Here is a 17,308-nt window from a genome sequence, read left to right on the forward strand (position 1 = left end):
CAGATTATTAAGGGTTTTTATTTGCCTTCCCAATCATAGTCAGCGTAATTTCGCTATTATGAGGAATTCCCAGCGTTGTTCCGGGGGCAACATCAAACCGGCTATTCATGTAAATATCGGCTATTCCCTGCGCCACTTTCTTCTTTCCTTCAGCATCTTCGGGCAGCACGTTATAAACCGCTTTTACGTGTATTCGGCCTTGAAAATCGACCACCGCCGCTACCTGATAGGCAAAGTCTTTATAGGCATTGCCAATTCTGATAATGTATTGCGGAAACATATAATCGTAAGCTTCGGTTCTGTTGTTTGTCCTATCAACCGTGCTCACTTTTTCGGCCTTATCATTTTTGCTTTTAGGTATAAACTCAACAGGGTCTGTAGCCGCAAAAGCGCTGTCGACATTCTTGTTAACCTCAGCGCACCGCCGCTCAATAAAGGCGGTATCGGCCCTGGTTGGCCTCTGTAAATCTTCGGCTTTTGCGTTAATCCGTTTAATGTAATCGTTGGCATAAAAAGTCATGTTTACATCCGACCGGATATCACTGGCAATCACTTTACCATCTACCTGAACCCGTTGAAAAACCATACTGTCTTTACTAATGTGCTTTACCTTAAAGAACTCAGCCGCAAAGTTGTACACATTTCCATGGTCGTATTGCAGGTAAAACTTTTGCATTTTATGCTTCTGAGGACTCCAGGCCAACATGGTATCTTCGGCAGCAACTTCAATTATCCACGATGGTTTTTGCATAAAACCTTGCTTGTTAAATGAGTAGCCATTACTAAAACGCCTTTTAACCTCGGTAAAACGTATCCCTTTTACTGGTTCGAAAGTGAATTCGCGTAACTCCGGGTCTCTATTTTTGTTTTTCGATTTACAGGCAGAAAGCAAGAGCACAAGAATGAGGAAATAGATTGCATTTTTTATCATTTCAACAAAATATGGTGCTAAAATAAGCAAATTACAAGCACAATGAGCTAGATCTGCTTTACCTTTTCTTTACTAAAACCACATTCGCCACCTTGCGCTGACCTGCGTGATCCCATTTTTTGTTATCTGTTGGGTAGTTCACTACACCATTATCGGGCATGCCGTTTACCCATAACGTTGTAGATCCTCCGCCATCAAAATTGATGGCACTTGTACAACCCAACCAACGCATTAATTTAGTAAGCTCGAAGAGACTCATTCCGGCCGAATTTGCATTTCTTCCATCAACTGTTAACAAAATAACTCGGCCGTTTGGTTTAATGCCTAAACAGGTGCGTGGGTGGCGTAAGCGGTTAAAGGCGCCGGTATCGAGTTTTTCGTCTGCGCCATTAAATGTTAATAAGGGCCCGTTTAATAACACCTCTTTCTCAGGCAAGGCGGTTTCCCAGTCGGCAGCGCCATCCCATTTTTTTATAGCAATCTTCCCATTTTCGATCACTACAGCCGCTTCCTGATGCCTTGCCCGACCTCCGTTTTTCTCCAAACGGTTGGTGTTAATCACCGCTCCGTTTACCTTTACAAAATCTACCGATCCACCGTTTTTTACATCGAAAAAATTGCCGTTTATTGCAGCAATGGCGTTAGCACGCAGACCAAAATCGCTGGTGCTTATCAATTCCTTTTCTTCGGCGCCGATGGCGAAAACAGCTTTCCTTCCACGGTTTTTTACTTCAACAAATGAGATGTTTTCGTTTGCAGCAAACAGGTTATTTTGATCGAAATGATGACGATATAATGTGACTTGCCTGGCAACTTTTGTTTTTTGCCATTTTGTTTTTGCAACCGTTAACGAATCGGTGTTTTGTGCATGAGCATTGAAAAACGCAACAGCAAAAACTACCGCAAAAAAGGATTTCTTGAACATGGGATGAGTTTTTTGTTTAAAATTAGCAAACGCGATAATGTTTGCCTGAATCCATCAACATTTATACAAAGTTCACCACACGATTGTCCGTCATTTCTTTGAAGTTTAATCTACCAATGACAGCACGAATTTTGATCCTGAGTTTTAATTTATGGCATAAAATCAATACGAATAATGTTTATATATTCTTGCCGTCTTTCCCGCGCAGGCGGGAATCTTAATACTCGACGCCCAATTTTTTGCGCATTAGGATCCCCAGTCAAGCTGAGGATGACGACCGTTCTTAGAAAACGCCATAAAATGTGTTGTCATTTTGATGTTTTCAGCTCGTAAAACGATGTTTCAAAAATGTGTCCACACGATAGGAACTATCGGGACCTGCGTTATACTACCATTGACGTTTTCGTCATTGCGAAATCGATCTTTCATCGATTGAAGCAATCTCATTAGAGATTTTATTGCAGAATAGATTGCTTCCTGCCTCGCTACAAAGTAGCCCCTTTGGGGCAAGGACGACCGCTTAAAAAATGTCACTCATATCGACTTTATTCTAATAATTACCCCCAGGATGACAGCATTGAAATCTTCCTGCTCAGCACTGCTGTCCTTACGTCTGTGCTAATGGGCTGGGGATATCTCAACCGATGAAAAATCGGTTGTCGATATGACGGGGTTATTAGTGGTAGGTGGAAAGAGTCTCCATACATTGCAAAAAAAAAATGGTTCGTGTTTCCACGAACCATTTTTCTTTAAAGCATTCAGGCTATTTCTTAGGATCTAAAATGTCCTTAATTCTGATGTTTAAATCATCGTAATGCGCTTTTGAAACTTCATCGCCGGTTGCTGCTCTGGCTTTTGTTATGGCCAACAATTTCTTTAACTCTACCCTAACCAACGGCCTGATATCAGATAAGCCAACATTAATTGGGGTTAAGCCATAACTTGCGGCGCTTTCTACCGGAAAGCCAGCTGGAAGTTCACTTTCTTTGGTCATTAAATCCGACAGGCGATCGACGTAGGCACGTTGTAGGTTCCGCTTGAAAGCGTCTGGTCTCGCTGCTACAAAAACCGACGATCTTAAATCGGTAAACATTTCGGGCAAGGTGTAGGCTTTCGCAGTTCCGTTTTTGGTTTCGTTATCTAACAAACGAGCCAAACGCGGCGCCGATAAAAGGTTACCCAGGGTATTGGTTTGTACGCCTTTAATTCGACTTAACAAAACGCCATTATCGAATTTGCTCAACTGCTCGTTGTTAATTAGCCAAAGTGGCGTAGTAAACAATTGCTGGTTTAAAAAACCAATGGCTTCCTTTTGCTTCGCTTGTGGCAAGTAGGCATAAACGGGACCAGATTGCTCGTATGTTTTAAAATTTTCGCTTAATCCGCCAACGTTCGTAGTAACATGGCCCATGTAGCGGTTAAATTGGCCAACAATTTCGCCGTAAATTTCTTTTAAGTTGCTATAATCTTCACCTTTTTCGTAGGTCCATTTTTCGATGTTGGGAAGTATGCGTTTGAGGTTGGCAATACCATATCCGCTCGCCTTCATGGCATTATCGCCCAAATCTTCGTTCTGCAAACGCGGATCGAGCATGGTTCCTTGCCTACCATAGAAATAAAGTGGATTTCCGGCATTTTTAAGCGTCCATTGGTCTAAGATTTCCTTTTCCTGCTCGGCTGTTTTTCCTCCGGGAAGCCATGAGTATCCCCATTTAACGGCCCATTTATCATATTCTCCAATTTGAGGATGCAATTTCGTTACGCCGTCTCCCGGTTGAGCAATGTAGTTGAACCGGGCATAATCCATAATAGATGGAGCAGTTCCATGCGCATCGGTAAAGGTTTTCGAACGCAGCGAATCTACAGGATAGGCATAGCTCGAACCAAAGTTGTGTGGCAAGCCCAGGGTATGGCCAATTTCATGAGAGGAAACAAAACGAATCAGTTCGCCCATTTGCGCATCGCTAAATTTAGCCTTGCGTATTGATGGATTAATTGCTGCAGTTTGCACAAAGTACCAGTTACGCAAAAGGTTCATTACGTTGTGGTACCAGCCAATATGTGTTTCCAAAATTTGCCCCGTGCGTGGGTCGCTAATGTGTGGCCCGTAAGCATTGGCAATATCCGATGCAAAGTACCGTACAACTGAATATCTCGAATCTTCTACACTAAACTCGGGGTCTTCTTGCGGTGTCGGCGCTTTTTTTCCGATGATTGCATTTTTAAACCCTGCGGCTTCGAAAGCAACCTGCCAATCGTTAATGCCCTGAATTAAATAAGGCACCCACTTGTTCGGTGTTGCCGGATCGATGTAAATAACGATCGGTTTTATAGGTTCAACCAGTTCTCCGCGTTTATAAGCGTTGGTATCTTTTGGCACCAAATTCCAGCGGTGTATGTAAGCCGTGCGCTCTGCTTTTTGTGCGCCCGAGCCATAATCAATTTGCGATTGACCGAAGAAACCCACTCTTTTATCCATAATCCGGGCTTTTACAGGGATTTTTGGAAGCAGGAGCATTGACGTATTAAACTCGAAGGTTACTGCGCCGTTGCTATTATCGGTAGGAGATTCTGCCGCTCGGTAGGTTTTTGTAGTTCTTACCTCAATATTAACGGGGAACGTTTTAACGGTATCGATGTAAGAGCGTGCCATATCGTAAGCTGTAACTTTATAAGCCTTGCGCAACTGATCTGTAGCGCCGATTGCAATGACATCGCCATTATAAAAATCGGTAACATCGATCACTACGCCGCTTGTATCTTTGTTGTAAGCCTTAATTTCGAAACTTGCCAGTATTTGCGAAAGGTTGGAATTTTGAACCGATTCGAACATATCGCTATTCGGGTCGGCCTTTGTGGCATAGCTCGGTACGCGAACGTAAACCTGCTTGCCTCTGCGCTCCCATTTCCATACCTGTTCGTTTATTTGTTCGCCTCCATATTGCTGGTTGCCCACCTTTACGCCTACAGGTACTTTAGATAAACGGGTTACCGCTAACATTTCGCGGTTGATTAATGAATCGGGGATTTCGAAATACCACTTATCATCTACCTTGTGGGTTTTAAACAAGCCGTTGGTTGTTCTGGCTTTTGAGGTAATTACTTCGCTGTAAGGCTTAATTCCTTCTTTTTTTGGTGCCGCAGGTGCAGCTGCCGGAGTGGTTTCCCCTTTCTTTGTTTTTGATTTCTTTTGGGCAAGCGCCGAGCCAGAGCCTGCCATGCCACATGCTACAATACCTGCTAATGCAAGTACCTTAAAGTTTTTCTTCATGAATAAAAAAGTTTGTTTGCTTGTTATTAGTGCGTTAAATTAGAAATTTGTTACCGCTATTGCTTTCTTGTATCTGCAAAGTTACTGCAAGTTAAATGCGTTTTTCTAATTTCACAATCTTGAAAAAGGTTTTTTTATCGCGATAAATTTCAAAAATGATTGCGCGCCCGGCTTTGGCCCTGAAAAGTTCAGACAGATCGTTGAAAGAGTAAAAATTTACCGGCTTAAAATTAACGCCGATAATTTCATCGTAAGGGCATAAACCCGCCTTTTCAGCAGGAGAATTCTCGTCTATTTCGCCTATAATTACATGCTTGTACTCCGATTGATCGAGATAAATGGTCATGCCCGTCATATCGTGCTCAAACGGGGCCTTATAATTTATATTCGGCTTAACGTAGATAAAACTCTCCTGATAATTGAACTGCACATCGAACTTTCTAAGCAGCTCTGCGCCAAGGTTTCCATTGCGATCGCTCAAATCAATTTTATGGGCGATGGTTTCAAAATCGGGGAAACCGGCTACAACATCTTTAAAGGTATAACCATCGAAACTTATTTTATTTATCCGCCCCAAAAAGCCCTTAATCTGCCCGCTTAAGCTCATGCCCAAGTTTGCAGGAATTTTTTTAACGGGTTGCGGAAATGCCCCGCCGTTTAACATTTCCATCGATAAGGCGTGGCTTGCCCCGGTATCCATTAAAAATCGCGATCGAACTTTCTTTCCGCCCGGTGCTTCGACATCAGCGTAAACATAGGGTTTAAGGTGCTCAATCTCGATTGGAATTCTGGTGCCGCGATACTTGATCTTTTTAAGCGGATCGGCAAAAATTATCCTGTTTTCGGCGTACCTCACATCAACTATAAAACTATTAAAAAAGCTGTAGCCGATTATCCCATAAATTTTAATGCCCAAATGGCCCGAGAGGTTAAAAAGGTCTTCCTTTAATATGGCCGTTGGAATATTGTTAATTTTTGCCTGGCCAATTTGTGCACTTATGTTTTGCGATACATAGGCATCGATGGTTTCTACGCCAAGGCCCGAAATTTTTATTTTTCGCAGCATACTAAAATCTAACGAATCGATAACGGTGGGCTCTGTAATGATCATGGGGCCCACGCCTGTGTCTAAAACGAAATCAAAAGGCCCCTTTCCGTTGATAAAAACCGGGATTACGATCAGGTTTTTAATACTTCTGAACTTTAAACTCTGCTTTTGCCGGTTGCCCGAAAAGGTAAACTCTTGCGCAACCACATTAAAAAAACAAAATGAAAGCCCCCAGCAAATTATCGCGTTGCGTAAACAGATTATTACAAGAGGCTTATACTTGGTTAACATTGAATTAAATTTAATAATTTAGTTGATAATTATTACCTAATTATAGACCATGTTCCGATTTAAAAGTTACGCCCTGTTATTTCTATGTTTTACCTGCCTTACCGTTCTCATTTCGGGCTGCTCAACCGACAAAATGATTGCCAAAAAGGTGGCAAAAGAGTTTAAAAATTCGGAAGTGATTAAGCAGTACCAGGTGGGTTTTGCCTTGTACAACATGGACGAAAAAAAGATGATTTTTCAAAAAGATGCCGAGAAGTATTTTACCCCTGCATCGAACACCAAGCTTTACACCTTTTTCGCCAGTTTACAAATGCTGCCCGAACAGATGCCGGCGTTGCGATATGTTGAACGTGGAGATTCGTTAATTTTTTGGGGAACCGGCGATCCGGCTTTTTTGCAGTTTGCCGTTAAAGATAAATCAGCCTATAATTTTTTGCAGGGTTCGACCAAGAAGCTCTTTTTTGCACCGGGCAGATATCAGGGAACATTTTTCGGCGATGGTTGGGCCTGGGATGACTACGATTATTACTATCAACCGGAGATTACCGAAATGCCGATTATGGATAATATGGTTACGTCCACATATTTGTCGCCCCGGCGGATCAATATTCAACCCAAGGTTTTTGCACCTTGCTTTGAAGTAGATTCTACAAAAACCAAGGGTAATTTTCAGGTAACAAGAGCATTTTTAACCAACGATTTCAAATATCCGAATGTTGATGTAAAGCCGGGATATAACCAACAAAATCCTTATAAAACCAGCACGCAAACTACTGTTGAAGTACTTTCTGACACCTTGCATAAAACTGTTGGCGTTGTAAAAATGAAGATTCCGAGCGATGCCAAAACGCTTCCGGGTGCAAAACGCGATTCGGTGTTGAAGCATATGATGTTACCAAGCGACAATTTTATTGCCGAGCATTTACTTTTAGTGTGTTCAAATCAACTGGGCGACACGTTGAGTACAGCTAAGGCCATCCAGCACATTACGAAAACCTATCTTTCTTTTCTGCCCGATAAGGTGAAATGGGTCGATGGTTCTGGTTTGTCTCGCCAGAATTTATTTACGCCGAGGGATAACATTTATCTTCTGGATTCCATTTACCATTTGGTAAACAATCGCGAAAAGCTGTTTGATATGATGCCGGCTGGCGGAAAAACCGGCACGCTTAGAAACGCTTATCCCAAAACCGAAACACCATTTGTGTATGGCAAAACAGGGTCGTTAGGTGGTGTGCATAACCAAAGCGGTTTTGTTTTAACCAAAAAAGGTAAAACTTACATCTTTTCTTTTATGAATAACGGTTTCATCAATCCAACATCAGAGGTAAGGGCAGAAATGGTTCGGATTATGACTTATATTCACAATAATTTTTAGGTTATAGTGAATAACACCGACCTTAAATCGATTGGCCAGCCGTTTTCGAACAAGATCGATCTCGATGGCAAAACCTTTTTATATTTTGGCGGAACGGCTTATTTGGGCATTCCGCAAAATGCCGCTTTTGTTGAGCTGTACGTAAACGGCATCAAGAAGTTTGGCCTCAATAACGGCACCAGCCGAAACAACAACGTTCAGCTGGGCATTTATAATGAGGCAGAAGCTGAGGCCGCAACAAGGTTTGGTGCGGAAGATGCCTTGATTACATCCAGCGGTTACCTGGCTGCACAAATAACTGTTAAAGTATTATCTGCATCGGGAAATGTGGTTTATGCGCCGGGCACGCATCCCGCGTTGTGGCTCGATGAACCACCAACTGTTACGGCCCGCTCGTTTACCGAGTGGACGAATGAAACCGTCGCGTTGATTAATTCATCAAACGAAGAAAACTGGGTGCTCATCAGCAATTCGATGAACAACCTTTTCCCCGAGATTTTCGATTTCGGTTTCGTTGAGCTGATCAACGCAGACAAAAATATTACGCTGATTATTGATGATTCGCACGGAATTGGAATAAACAATAATGGCTTAGGCGCAATGGCCAAAGTACCCAGGAAAAAAAACGTGAATGTAGTAGTGGTCGCATCGATGGCCAAGGCACTCGGTGTAGATGCAGGGATTGTTTTGGGCCCTAAATTGATTATCGATCGGCTTAAGGAAACGAACGTTTTTGTGGGTGCCTCTCCCCCGGCAGCGGCCGGCTTGTACGCCTTTATCAGTGCAGCGCAAATTTATGAACAGGCGCTCGAAAAATTGCAGGAAAATATTTTGCAACTGTGCAGCGCTTTGGGAGAACAGTGGAAATTTGCAAATGGCTTCCCCGCTTTTTTAATTGATGATGCAAAGATTGACCAGGCACTTTTGAAGCAGCAAATACTAATCTCGTCTTTCCCCTACCCCAACAAGGAGAGCGACCCAATTAACCGGATCATTTTGAGCAGTTGGCACACGCGTGACAATATCGATCGGCTAATTGCTGCGCTGAGCTAATACTTCACCCATCGTTTTAACCGTTATACAAGCATCTTAAACCTAAAAAAACATGAAAAAATTAGCCCTATTTCTTTCTTTAAGCTTTCTATTTTCGACAGCGGTTTTTGCCCAGGCCACGCAGGTTTGGATAGTGCGACATGCTGAAAAGGATAAATCGAACCCGCAGGATAATGATCCAAATCTTTCTGAAGAAGGAAGAATCAGAGCGGGCGACCTGGCCCGATATTTAAAGAAGGTTAAGTTTGATGTTGCATTTAGTACGTCGTACAAAAGAACGCACCAAACCTTAGATTCGTTAGTTATTCAAAAGGTTATCGATTATAAGGATGCCAAATCGTTAATTGATTCTATAAAGAAAAACTACGAAGGGAAAACGGTTATTGTTGCAGGTCATTCAAATACTGTTTTGGAGCTGATAGAGGCTTTTGGTGGAAAAAGACCCAAGGAAATGTTAACGGATGATGATTATGATTACATTTTCCATCTATCGGTTAAAGATGACAAAGCCCGGGTAAAGATGGATCAATATGGAAGGCCGCATCATTTATAGTTTTGAGTTAAGAGTGGGGAGCTTGGAGGAAAGGGCATAACAAAATGTTTAAAAGAAACAATAACGAATTATCGAACAAAAAATAAAGGAAAGTCGCTTTGGAGTTCTAGTTTCTTTAAGCTACCAACCTAATGAACCATTGAACTATATTAAAGTTTTTCAAAAGGAATATCCATTAAGTTGTAATTCTGCCAGCCTGCAAAATCGTAATGCCACCATTCGTTATCCAGCACGTTCATTTTGTACTTTTTCATCGTGGCAATTAAAAATTCGCGGTTCTTTCTTACGTCGGCAGTAACGGGCTCGTAATTTGCCGCAGCAGCAGCCGAGAAACTGTCGTATGCTGTTGCCATCGCAACCTCTTTGCCTGTTTTTAAATTCACAAGCGTTAAATCTACCGCACAACCGCGATTGTGCTTTGAGCCTTTTGCGGGGTTAGCTACAAAATTTTTATCGCTTGCTTTCTGATAAAAAGCAACTGTAATGGCATAAGGACGATAACCATCGAAAATCTTCAATCCATACCCTTTCTTATTTAGCTCCTTTTGCACTTTCTTTAGCGCTTCTACCACAGGTTTGCGAGCGAAGGCTCTGGCCTGCCCGTACATTACCTGTTTCATAAAATTGTTTTTTGTGGCGTAACGAATATCCAGCTTAATGTTGGGGATGGCTTTCTTTATTTCGACCAATTCATTATTCGGATTTGCTTTCACGGCGCCCTGGTATTGGCTGTACGAACTAATTACAAGGAGCTTTTTTGCCGGGCTGGTTTGGGCTGTAGCAACGGATGAAAGAAATAAAAAAAACAGGATGAAGTTAATTTTCATAGTGAAGGGTTAAGGAGCTGTTGCTAAGAAGATAATTTTTAGTTTCGTGCACCTATAAATTATCGTACCGGTTGTCACCCTGAGCGGAGTCGAAGGGCTGTTAAATTAGGCTTCGACTCCGCTCAGCCTGACAGAACAGATGAACTTATCGAATCTGCCAGATAATCAGGATATTCTATTGAAATATTTTATGCCATTTTTAATATCCTAGTGTTGTGTCAAACATAATTTTTCATTTAGTTGTCACCCTGAGCGTAGTCGAAGGGGTTGTTAAATTGGACTTCGACTACGCTCAGCCTGACATAACAGATGAACTTATCGAATCTGCCTGATATCAGGATATTCTATTGAAATATTTTATGCCATTTTTAATATCCTAGTGTTGTCAAACATAATTTTTCATTTAGTTGTCACCCTGAGCGTAGTCGAAGAGGTTGTTAAATTGGACTTCGACTACGCTCAGCCTGACAGAACAGATGAACCTATCGAATCTGCCAGATAATCAGGACATCCTATTGAATATTTTGTGCCATTTTTAAAGCTTCAACATCCTAGTGTTGTGTCAAACATAAACCATCATTTAGTTGTCACCCTGAGCGTAGTCGAAGGGCTGTTAAATTAGGCTTCGACTCCGCTCAGCCTGACAGAACAGATGAACTTATCGAATCTGCCTGATAATCAGGATATTCTATTGAAATAATTTGTGCCATTTTTAATGCTTTAATATTTCTACTGTTGTGTCACGCATAAACTGTTTTATCGATTGTCACCCTGAGCGGAGTCGAAGGGCTGTTAAATTGGCTTCGACTCCGCTCAGCCTGACAGATGTACTTTTGAAACGTCAACGTAACTTTTCCAACAATGGTTTGCAAAAACCTTTCGACCTAACCTTATTTTCTTACTGATTAGCCACCACCAACAGCTCCAAATCTTTAAAAGGCAGGTTAAACATATCGGCCAGGTCTTTATTGGTGCAATTGCCCTGGTAAATATACAAGGCTTCTCTAATACCTGGTGTATTCCAAATCATGTTTACCAAACCTCCGTACTCGCCAATATCTAATAAAATCGGGGCAAAGATATTTGTTAACGCATAGGAGGCGGTTCTTGGAACCCGCGAAGCGATATTCGGCACACAGTAATGAATTACATCGTACTTCCTAAAAATCGGGTTGGTATGGTTTGTTACCTCGGAGGTTTCGAAACATCCACCCTGATCAATACTTACATCAATGAGCACGGAGTGTGGCTTCATTTTGGCAACCGTTTCTTCCATCACTATGCAAGGGCTTCGACCATGACTGGCACGGATGGCCCCGATAACAACATCGCAGGTTAAAATGGCCTTGTTTAAAACAATCGGCTGCATTACTGATGTAAAAACCCTGCTGCCCAGGTTATTTTGCAGTCTTCGCAAGCGGTAGATTGAGCTATCAAAAACCTTTACTTCGGCACCAAGCGCCAAAGCTGTTCTTGCGGCGTACTCGCCTACGGTTCCGGCGCCCAAAATAACGATCTCCGTTGGTGGCACTCCTGTAAAACCACCGAGCATTAATCCTTTGCCACCAGTTACGTTACTTAAGTATTCGGCAGCTATTAAAATTGAGGTTGAGCCAACAATTTCGCTCATTGCCCTAACCACGCTTAATATATTTCCCTCATCGCGAAGATTTTCGAAACATAAGGCATTGATTTTTCTTTGCATTAAAGCCTTTAAATAATCGGGCTTTAATGTTCCGGTTTGTAACGACGAGATTAGCGTTTGCCCTTTATGCATCAACTCAATCTCTTCCAACATTGGTGGCGCAATCTTTACCAATATGTCAGCATCGAAAACCTCTTTCTTGTCGTAAGCAATTTTTGCCCCTTGCTCGGCATATTCTGAGTCAGAAAAATTGGCGCCGGTTCCTGCGCCGGTTTCCAAAATTACATTGTGCCCGTTATTAACCAATAAGGCAACAGACAAAGGCGTAAGCGCAATTCTGTTCTCCTGAAATGAAATCTCTTTCGGTATCCCGATGTTAAGGCTGTTTTTTCTGCTTTTGGTTTCTAGTCTCGCCGTTTGCGTTTGCAATAAACCCTGGCGAGCGATATCGGCCATTCCTTCGCGTATTCCTGTAGCCATGCTGCTTAAAAATGTATTTGTTTTAGGTTGTTCAATGTACGGAAATTCTATTAATTAATTGCCAGATTTATAACAATTTACGTTTCTTATCACGATTCGCTCCATTAAACCGCAACAAGATCCAACTGCTTAACTTTGCGCTACACTAGTCGGATTTACGCTTTACAACTGTTCATTAGCCGCTCTCTTATATCTTCTCGAAAGTAAACCGCCTGGTGCTTTCGTCGATAACCTTAATATCGACCCTTATAAAATGTTCTGGCAATAATTCGGCCACTCTTTCTGGCCATTCAATTAAACAAACCGCACCACCGTAAAAATACTCTTCGTAGCCCAGATCAAACGCTTCCTGAATTTGCTTTATGCGATAAAAATCGAAATGGTAAACCAACCCACCCGAACCTTGATATTCGTTAACGATAGAATACGTTGGGCTCGATACGACATCTTCTATGCCTAAAACCCTGCAAAACGCCTTTATAAAAGTGGTTTTACCTGCGCCCATTTCACCGTTAAAAACAAATATTTTTTCGCCTTCCGAAAATGCTAAAAGCTGTTCTGCAGTTTGGGGCAAATCTGTTAAACCGTTAACTGTGATCTCCATCGTATTGTTGATTTTTGAATGAGTGAGTTAGAGAATGAGTAAGTGAATTGGAGAATGAGTTAATTTTGGATTAATTAATGGGATGCAAAAAACTTCAACCCGGCAATTGATCCGATTAAGGTGCAAATAAAAAAGATGCGCCAAAAAGTGGCCGGCTCGTTAAAATATACAATCCCTATAATTACCGTTCCCACTGCGCCAATTCCCGTCCAAACGGCGTAGGCGGTACCCATGGGCAATGTTTGTGCCGCTTTGTTCAATAGTACGAAACTCAGGGTTATGCAAATAAAAAACGCAACGCTCCACTTGATATTGGTGAAGTTGTTCGATAGTTTTAAACACGTGGTAAAACCAACCTCAAAAAGACCTGCAATAATTAAAATGATCCAATTCATATTGCAAAAGTAGAATGTTTTTAGAGAAATAACCAAAATGCACTGGGCAATAGGCAATGATCAATTATGCAAACGCTAATTCTTTTACTCTGCTGGTTTTATTTTTGTTATCGACAATTGGTCATTCTTCTATTTGACAATTGAAATTGGTTATTGCTTTCTCCACTTGGTGCTTGATTATTGGTTTTTCGTTATTTTCTTCAACTGGCTGTAACCTCATTTAAAATCATGTTGTCATAACACACAATAAGTAATTCAAAAAGAAAAATTAAAACATAAAATTATGCCAGGTGTATTAGTTCCAATCTCACTTTTTTTAGGTGCATTTGCGATGATCTTCGGAATCCGCTATTTATCAAACAAAGAAAAAATGGCCATGATAGAACGGGGCATCGATCCCGGGGTATTTAAGGCCACGCCGAAACCGTTTTTAAGCTTAAAATTCGGCCTGCTTTTGGTTGGCCTGGGCTTAGGCTTATTGGTGGCGTTGTTTACCGTTCGTGGCATTTTCGGCAGCGACATGTCGCATACCGAAGAAACACAATCGGTAGCTATTTACTTCGGTTGCCTCGGAATTTTTGGCGGCCTCGGCCTAATCGTTTCTTATGTGATTGAGAAAAAATGGTTAGATCAGGAAGGCCTAAAACGTTAAATCCGATTTCGACTTGTCACGTCGAGCATTTGCAACTAACTGTTTTGTGAGCCTCTACACGAACGGTCGTCCAGCTGATCGGATAGCTATCGGATTTATTTCAGCATCTTTCATGCTATAAAGACCCAGATCCCGTACGTACGGGACAGGGTGACGGGCGTAGTTAGCCAAATGCCTAAAACAGTTCTCAAATTATTAATGTTATGCCATATTGCTTTCTCCGCCAAAAAATTAAAACTACCATTGACGTTTTACGTAAATACCATAAAAATCGTCCTTTCAACCGAAGTGCTCCATAGGAGCTCCGTTGGAGGAGAAATCTTTGAACCTTGTGTAGAGATTTCTCGGCTGCGCTCGAAATGACGACCCTTCTTAGGGGCATTCTTCTAAAAAAGGACGTCACTCGTATTGCTTTTTCCGCCAAAAAATTAAAACCCAGGAAGACCACTCTCTATTTATGAAACAGCCTTTTATTTGTCGTTGTAAATGATATTGCCACCTTGCTTAATTACATAGCCACCGTTGTCAGTAACTTCGAAGTCGTCGTTTTTCCAGATGTTCTTATCGGGCGATGTGCGGTCGAGTATTAAACTCTCCTTTTTATCGGGCATAAACAATTCAGCCTGGCTCTGATCTGCGTTAAACAATAAAAATGCGGCAGAACGATAAGTTCCATGGTTATCCACAGGCATCAATTTGATTTCATCGAAAGCCCGAATGCAGTCGTTCTTTAGCACCGACCAGGTGTAGCCTGCTGAACCAATGCAACCGTGCTCATCCTGGTCGGCCCCGGTTTTCACGGCATTTGATGTAGTGTCTTTTTCGCCGAGGCCCTTGTTCTCGTCGGTTTTTGGTGCGTTACATGCAATGGCGAACATTGCACATAAAATTAATAGCTTTTTCATCTTTAAATTATAAAGTTAACGGATTGACTATTAATAGGGATGGGCAAAAATATAGATTTATTTTGGTTTGTTTATAATAGCAACCGTCAATCGACTGATGCAATTCATCTTGCCGCGTTCATCATAAATTTTAATGTCCCAGATATGGGTTTTCGCTCCCCGATGTACAATGGTGCACACGCCTTTTACGAGGCCGCTTTTTACCGGGCGCAAATGGTTTGCATTTACTTCTAAGCCAACAGCCATATATTTGTCGGGGTCGATACACATATACGAGGCTATGCTACCCAACGTTTCTGCTAAAACAACTGAGGCGCCGCCATGCAAAATACCCGCTGGTTGATGCGTTCGCTCGTCAACCGGCATTGTTCCGCTGATAAAATCGTCGCCAATTTCGGTAAACTCAATGCCCAGCAAGCTCCCGATATGGTTTTTAGGCCGATTATTTAAGTCCTCAACGCTAAATTCTTTAAACCACATGGTAACGCTCCTTTAATATAAATACATGGTGGATAATGTGGCCGGCTATAATATACAGGATAGATTTTACATTGATTTCCCTGCCGGATGCGATTCCTTTTCTGTTCAGTTCTGCTTCGTTAAACGAGCGAAACAGAAACAGGTTAGCCTTACGGAGTGCGATAAATTCTTCAATTAAATCTTCTAAATCACGTTCGGCAAACCGGGCATTGACTACATAGTCATCTTCATCAAATCCGGGTAGCGCCTGTGTTTCATTTCTTGCAAAGCAGGTCATTCGATAAACCAGTATCCGCTCGGTATCGATAATGTGGCCTAACATTTCTTTCAAGGTCCATTTGCCTTCCGCATAAGCATAATCTGCTTTATCGCTGTTCGCCCTAAACAATGTGGAGATGGTATCGATCTGCTCGTTCAGGATTTCGAAAATCTCCCTGTCAACTTTGCTGATGTAAGGTTCGCCCCAAATGGGGTATTCGTTAGGCTGTGGTCGGTTCATATCTTAAACTGCTTTTTAAAATAATGCGGAAAGTTGTCCCCTTTCCTACTTCCGAATCTTTTACAAAAATCTCACCGCTGTGATAGTTTTCTACAATTCGTTTGGTAAGCGACAGGCCGAGGCCCCATCCACGTTTTCTGGTGGTATATCCGGGCTGAAAAACAGCATCGAACTTCGATCGCGGAATTCCCCTTCCGGTATCGGTTATATCAATAAACACCTGTTCTTTGGCCAGGTTTTCGATAATATTTATTGTAATAGTGCCCTCATTTTCGATGGCGTTTGCTGCATTTTTCAGTAAATTCTCTATTACCCAATCAAACAACGGGATATTTAACATGGCCCTCACCTGCTCATCGCCATTGATAAAAAATCGAACTTTATCGGAAGTACGTACCTTAAAGTATCTGATAAAATCGCTGATTACGATATAAACCGTGTGATCTTCCAAAATAGGTTTCGACCCGATTTTAGAGAAACGATCGGTAATGATCTCAAGCCGCTTGATGTCGTTTTCCATTTCGGCGATTAGCGGGTCATCTTCGGCATCAAATTTCGATTTCATCAGCTCTACCCAGGCCATAAGCGATGATATGGGCGTACCGAGCTGGTGAGCGGTTTCTTTTGCCAAACCCACCCAAACATGATCTTGCTCATCTCGGCGGGCCGAACTAAAAGCCGCATATGCCGTTAACAAAAACAGAAAAATTACCCCCATTTGTATGTATGGGAAATAACGAAGCTGTGTTAAAATAAAAGAGTCTTTATAATACGCTTTAAACTTGCTTCCCAAAACATTCATTTCCAATGGTGGATGCTGCTTTTTCATAATCCGCAATTGGCGGACAAAGTAGAGGCTATCGTAAACCAGTTTAGAATCGGTATCAACCGTTGGGTAATTCGTCTTGGTGCTATCGAGCCCGAAAAAAGAACTTATTATCCCTGTAGAATCGACCATGATAACGGGCACCTTGGTGTTTTTGCGTACGGTTTCAACAATGGTGGCAAAATTATCATTGTCCATCAAAAACATCGATCTTTCTTGTATCCGAACCCAAAGCTGGAACTGAACGGCTTCCTCACGTTCCATTTTTTTTACAAAAGAATCGGTATAAAACACTGAAGCTATGCCAATTAAAATGGCAAAAATGAGAAGGAAGAACTTCCAGCGGCGTTTCTTTTGATAAGGGTTCATGCTTTGGGTAGCCAAATTACAATAACAAAACGAAAAAAAGATAAAACGATTATGCTTTTTAAAAAAACGAGGCCGGCCAGTGGTTTCGAAAGGGTACCGATGAAACAATATAAAAACAGATGAAAAATATATCTTTGTACCGAGCATAGTGCACAGCGCTTAGAGCATGGATTGCA

Annotated in this window: 16 protein-coding genes; 4 read left to right on the forward strand and 12 right to left on the reverse strand. The window is 41.8% G+C overall.

The annotated features are described in order from the left end of the window. Positions 1-7 precede the first annotated feature (7 nt). The 4 genes from IZT61_RS12900 to IZT61_RS12915 all read right to left on the reverse strand — a co-directional run bounded on the left by IZT61_RS12900 (position 8) and on the right by IZT61_RS12915 (position 6,382). Positions 8-931 (reverse strand): hypothetical protein, encoded by a 924-nt coding sequence (locus IZT61_RS12900; protein ID WP_196097308.1) that lies wholly within the window; start codon positions 929-931, stop codon positions 8-10. Positions 932-989: 58 nt separating this feature from the next. Further along, entirely contained in the window at positions 990-1,856 is an 867-nt protein-coding gene (locus IZT61_RS12905) for a phosphodiester glycosidase family protein (RefSeq protein WP_196097309.1), read from the reverse strand. A gap of 763 nt (positions 1,857-2,619) precedes the next feature. Then, positions 2,620-5,127: a zinc-dependent metalloprotease gene (locus tag IZT61_RS12910; protein WP_196097310.1), complete on the reverse strand. Its 2,508-nt coding sequence runs from the start codon at positions 5,125-5,127 to the stop codon at positions 2,620-2,622. 91 nt (positions 5,128-5,218) lie between these two features. After that, positions 5,219-6,382, reverse strand: coding sequence for an aspartyl protease family protein (locus IZT61_RS12915; protein WP_230383671.1), 1,164 nt, complete (start codon positions 6,380-6,382; stop codon positions 5,219-5,221). A 133-nt stretch (positions 6,383-6,515) separates the two neighbouring features. Between IZT61_RS12915 and IZT61_RS12920 the strand changes: the two genes are divergently transcribed. The 3 genes from IZT61_RS12920 to IZT61_RS12930 are packed head-to-tail and all read left to right on the forward strand — an operon-like array spanning position 6,516 to position 9,450. After that, positions 6,516-7,844, forward strand: coding sequence for a D-alanyl-D-alanine carboxypeptidase (locus IZT61_RS12920; protein WP_196097312.1), 1,329 nt, complete (start codon positions 6,516-6,518; stop codon positions 7,842-7,844). Between the two features lie 6 nt (positions 7,845-7,850). Beyond that, complete coding sequence (locus tag IZT61_RS12925; RefSeq protein WP_196097313.1) at positions 7,851-8,897, forward strand: aminotransferase class I/II-fold pyridoxal phosphate-dependent enzyme; 1,047 nt, start codon at positions 7,851-7,853, stop codon at positions 8,895-8,897. A 52-nt stretch (positions 8,898-8,949) separates the two neighbouring features. Beyond that, positions 8,950-9,450 (forward strand): SixA phosphatase family protein, encoded by a 501-nt coding sequence (locus IZT61_RS12930; RefSeq protein ID WP_196097314.1) that lies wholly within the window; start codon positions 8,950-8,952, stop codon positions 9,448-9,450. A gap of 149 nt (positions 9,451-9,599) precedes the next feature. On the opposite strand, the gene IZT61_RS12935 is transcribed toward IZT61_RS12930, so the two are convergent. The 4 genes from IZT61_RS12935 to IZT61_RS12950 form a co-directional block, all read right to left on the reverse strand. Continuing rightward, the gene (locus IZT61_RS12935; RefSeq protein WP_196097315.1) at positions 9,600-10,277 is read right to left on the reverse strand and encodes a M15 family metallopeptidase; all 678 of its coding nucleotides are present in this window, start codon (positions 10,275-10,277) and stop codon (positions 9,600-9,602) included. An 898-nt stretch (positions 10,278-11,175) separates the two neighbouring features. After that, positions 11,176-12,402 carry an alanine dehydrogenase gene (locus tag IZT61_RS12940; protein WP_196097316.1) on the reverse strand — a complete coding sequence of 409 codons (1,227 nt, stop codon included), beginning with the start codon at positions 12,400-12,402 and terminating at the stop codon, positions 11,176-11,178. A 187-nt stretch (positions 12,403-12,589) separates the two neighbouring features. Then, positions 12,590-13,006 (reverse strand): tRNA (adenosine(37)-N6)-threonylcarbamoyltransferase complex ATPase subunit type 1 TsaE, encoded by a 417-nt coding sequence (gene tsaE / locus IZT61_RS12945; protein ID WP_196097317.1) that lies wholly within the window; start codon positions 13,004-13,006, stop codon positions 12,590-12,592. A gap of 74 nt (positions 13,007-13,080) precedes the next feature. After that, complete coding sequence (locus IZT61_RS12950) at positions 13,081-13,401, reverse strand: DMT family transporter (protein ID WP_196097318.1); 321 nt, start codon at positions 13,399-13,401, stop codon at positions 13,081-13,083. Positions 13,402-13,684: 283 nt separating this feature from the next. On the opposite strand from IZT61_RS12950, the gene IZT61_RS12955 reads away from it, so the two are divergent. Beyond that, positions 13,685-14,053, forward strand: coding sequence for a DUF6249 domain-containing protein (locus tag IZT61_RS12955; RefSeq protein ID WP_196097319.1), 369 nt, complete (start codon positions 13,685-13,687; stop codon positions 14,051-14,053). A 470-nt stretch (positions 14,054-14,523) separates the two neighbouring features. Here the strand turns inward: IZT61_RS12955 and IZT61_RS12960 are convergent, their stop codons facing one another. Genes IZT61_RS12960 through IZT61_RS12975 form a run of 4 tightly spaced genes read right to left on the reverse strand, consistent with a single transcriptional unit; the run spans position 14,524 to position 17,132 of the window. Further along, positions 14,524-14,958, reverse strand: coding sequence for a hypothetical protein (locus tag IZT61_RS12960; RefSeq protein WP_196097320.1), 435 nt, complete (start codon positions 14,956-14,958; stop codon positions 14,524-14,526). Between the two features lie 57 nt (positions 14,959-15,015). Further along, positions 15,016-15,438 (reverse strand): hotdog fold thioesterase, encoded by a 423-nt coding sequence (locus IZT61_RS12965; RefSeq protein WP_196097321.1) that lies wholly within the window; start codon positions 15,436-15,438, stop codon positions 15,016-15,018. Beyond that, the gene (locus tag IZT61_RS12970; RefSeq protein ID WP_196097322.1) at positions 15,428-15,937 is read right to left on the reverse strand and encodes a DinB family protein; all 510 of its coding nucleotides are present in this window, start codon (positions 15,935-15,937) and stop codon (positions 15,428-15,430) included. The genes IZT61_RS12965 and IZT61_RS12970 overlap by 11 nt, the downstream gene beginning before the upstream one ends. After that, positions 15,918-17,132, reverse strand: coding sequence for a sensor histidine kinase (locus IZT61_RS12975; protein WP_196097323.1), 1,215 nt, complete (start codon positions 17,130-17,132; stop codon positions 15,918-15,920). Before IZT61_RS12975 ends, IZT61_RS12970 begins: the two co-directional genes overlap by 20 nt. Between the last annotated feature and the right edge of the window lie 176 nt (positions 17,133-17,308).

The organism is Pedobacter endophyticus, from assembly GCF_015679185.1.
GTDB classification, from domain to species: domain Bacteria; phylum Bacteroidota; class Bacteroidia; order Sphingobacteriales; family Sphingobacteriaceae; genus Pedobacter; species Pedobacter endophyticus.

What these genes read in the sequence shown, in the direction of transcription:
- IZT61_RS12900 (WP_196097308.1), bottom strand. Translation starts at nt 931, where the DNA reads ATGATAAAAAATGCAATCTATTTCCTCATTCTTGTGCTCTTGCTTTCT.
- IZT61_RS12905 (WP_196097309.1), bottom strand. Translation starts at nt 1,856, where the DNA reads ATGTTCAAGAAATCCTTTTTTGCGGTAGTTTTTGCTGTTGCGTTTTTC.
- IZT61_RS12910 (WP_196097310.1), bottom strand. Translation starts at nt 5,127, where the DNA reads ATGAAGAAAAACTTTAAGGTACTTGCATTAGCAGGTATTGTAGCATGT.
- IZT61_RS12920 (WP_196097312.1), top strand. Translation starts at nt 6,516, where the DNA reads ATGTTCCGATTTAAAAGTTACGCCCTGTTATTTCTATGTTTTACCTGC.
- IZT61_RS12930 (WP_196097314.1), top strand. Translation starts at nt 8,950, where the DNA reads ATGAAAAAATTAGCCCTATTTCTTTCTTTAAGCTTTCTATTTTCGACA.
- IZT61_RS12935 (WP_196097315.1), bottom strand. Translation starts at nt 10,277, where the DNA reads ATGAAAATTAACTTCATCCTGTTTTTTTTATTTCTTTCATCCGTTGCT.
- IZT61_RS12940 (WP_196097316.1), bottom strand. Translation starts at nt 12,402, where the DNA reads ATGGCTACAGGAATACGCGAAGGAATGGCCGATATCGCTCGCCAGGGT.
- tsaE (WP_196097317.1), bottom strand. Translation starts at nt 13,006, where the DNA reads ATGGAGATCACAGTTAACGGTTTAACAGATTTGCCCCAAACTGCAGAA.
- IZT61_RS12950 (WP_196097318.1), bottom strand. Translation starts at nt 13,401, where the DNA reads ATGAATTGGATCATTTTAATTATTGCAGGTCTTTTTGAGGTTGGTTTT.
- IZT61_RS12955 (WP_196097319.1), top strand. Translation starts at nt 13,685, where the DNA reads ATGCCAGGTGTATTAGTTCCAATCTCACTTTTTTTAGGTGCATTTGCG.
- IZT61_RS12960 (WP_196097320.1), bottom strand. Translation starts at nt 14,958, where the DNA reads ATGAAAAAGCTATTAATTTTATGTGCAATGTTCGCCATTGCATGTAAC.
- IZT61_RS12965 (WP_196097321.1), bottom strand. Translation starts at nt 15,438, where the DNA reads ATGTGGTTTAAAGAATTTAGCGTTGAGGACTTAAATAATCGGCCTAAA.
- IZT61_RS12970 (WP_196097322.1), bottom strand. Translation starts at nt 15,937, where the DNA reads ATGAACCGACCACAGCCTAACGAATACCCCATTTGGGGCGAACCTTAC.
- IZT61_RS12975 (WP_196097323.1), bottom strand. Translation starts at nt 17,132, where the DNA reads ATGAACCCTTATCAAAAGAAACGCCGCTGGAAGTTCTTCCTTCTCATT.